The organism is Paenibacillus ihuae (assembly GCF_001368795.1).
GTDB lineage: Bacteria > Bacillota > Bacilli > Paenibacillales > Paenibacillaceae > Paenibacillus_AQ > Paenibacillus_AQ ihuae.
The window spans coordinates 3,776,787-3,778,679 of record NZ_LN831198.1 but is presented as its reverse complement, the minus strand read 5'-3'; the positions used below and the strand labels follow the sequence as shown (position 1 = coordinate 3,778,679).

Annotated in this window: 2 protein-coding genes; both read left to right on the top strand. The window is 54.3% G+C overall.

The features are described 5' to 3' along the window. Positions 1–82: 82 nt before the first annotated feature. The gene (locus AQR02_RS17460) at positions 83–1,036 is read left to right on the top strand and encodes a pectinesterase family protein (protein ID WP_054941570.1); all 954 of its coding nucleotides are present in this window, start codon (positions 83–85) and stop codon (positions 1,034–1,036) included. A 41-nt stretch (positions 1,037–1,077) separates the two neighbouring features. Next, positions 1,078–1,893, top strand: an 816-nt coding sequence (locus AQR02_RS17455; RefSeq protein ID WP_148449166.1) for an ABC transporter transmembrane domain-containing protein, incomplete at its 3' end; no start/stop codon positions are given.

The following is a 1,893-nucleotide window of genomic DNA, read 5'->3' as shown; positions in this document are numbered from 1 at the left end:
GGGTGAAAATGGAGAACTGGAATGGGTAGTATGTTTCCGGTTTCCGGCAAGGACAGGCGAATAAGGACTGGGAGGATAAGCCATGCTGGTGGGAAAAGAAGCCTTCTGCGATTATCAGACAATCGCAGAGGCGGTAGATGTGCTTGAGCAGCTGCCTGCGGGTGAAGCGCAGACGCTGTATATTTTGGCTGGCGTGTATGAAGAGAATGTGCGGATATACCGGTCGGACCTGACGATAACCGGTATTGGAGAGGTGATGATCAGGAGTAACCGCTATGCCCGGCAGCTGGATGAAGCCGGAGAAGAACAGGGGACCTTTGCCACACCGACCTTGTTTCTGGGGGGCAGCAGGCTGATTGTTGAGAATCTTATCGTTGTCAATACCGCGGGGCAAGGCCCTGATATCGGGCAGGCACTTGCCTTGTATGCCCACTGCGATGAAACGGTGTTCCGCAACTGTACATTTAAAGGGCACCAGGACACTATTTTTACCGGCCCGCTGCCTGCGGCCAACAAGCACGGCGGGCCCTTCGGCGGCATTCCGCTGCGGGAGCGGCATGAAATCTGCCGCCAGCTGTACACGGGCTGCTATATCGAAGGAACGGTGGACTTTATTTTCGGCGGAGCGGCCGCCTATTTCGAGCATTGTGAAATCCGCAGCCTGAAGTCCACAAACGAAGGTTCCGGCTTCATAACAGCAGCGTCTACACCGCAGGGGCAGAGCTACGGATATGTTTTTGATGAATGTTATCTGACGGCTGGCGAAGGTGTATCCGGGGTGTATCTGGGACGCCCGTGGCGCGGTTATGCTAGGACAGAGTTTATGAATTGCCGGCTCGGATCCCATATTCACCCTGCAGGCTGGGATAACTGGGGCAACCCTGCCAATGAAACAACGGTCTGTTACCGGGAATACGGCATAGCGGATGATGATAAGCTGCGGGAGCAGCGTGTGCCTTGGGCCCTTTTATCAGGGGAGGGGGAGGCGGTGCCGTCTAAAGCGCTGGTCTTTGAAGGGACGGAGTTCTGGAAGTAGCTGCATAGCACAAGCCATTGCCGGAAAGGAAGGTGGAGATCATGGAGCGCACAGGAGAGGGTATGCCGGATTTTGAACAGCTGTTTATGAGCCGGGAAATCAAGAAGGACCGCCCATTCCATACGCTGCTGCTGCTGTACAGAGGGATGCGTATCAATCTGCTCGTCTCGCTGTTGTTCTATATCCTTAAGCATGCTCCGACCTGGGTCATACCCGTTATTACCGCCGATATCATTAATCATCTCAGCTCCCCAGACTTAAACAGTCTGAATTGGCTCTGGCTCGATCTGGCGATTGTATCTGTTGTCATCGTGCAGAATATTCCGTCCGCCTATATGCATGTCAGCTTCATGAGCCGGTCCTCCCGACAGGTTGAGGCGGGTTTACGCGGAACACTGATCCGCAAGCTCCAGCATCTGTCCATGACTTACCATACGGACCTACGTGCCGGGCGGCTGCAGTCCAAGGTGCTGCGTGATGTGGAAGCCATCGAGACACTGTCCAAGCAAATGATGTATTCTTTTGTCCCCGCGGTAACGAATGTACTGATTGCTACCACCATTACCGCCTTCAAAAGCTTGCAGGTAACCCTATTCTTCGTGCTGGTCATTCCTTTTGGCGTCCTGCTGATTACCTTTTTCCGGAAAAAGATCCGCACCCGCAACCGTGAATTCCGCCGCCAGATTGAGAACATGTCCGGACAGGTGGCTGAAACCGTGGAGATGATTCCGGTGACCCGGGCACACGGGCTGGAGGAGATGGAAATCGGCAAAGTGGATACGACACTATCTGAGCTCAAGGGAAATGGATACCGGCTGGATATCACCGAAGCGCTGTTCGGGGCTTCCAGCTGGGTT

What these genes read in the sequence shown, in the direction of transcription:
- AQR02_RS17460 (WP_054941570.1), top strand. Translation starts at nt 83, where the DNA reads ATGCTGGTGGGAAAAGAAGCCTTCTGCGATTATCAGACAATCGCAGAG.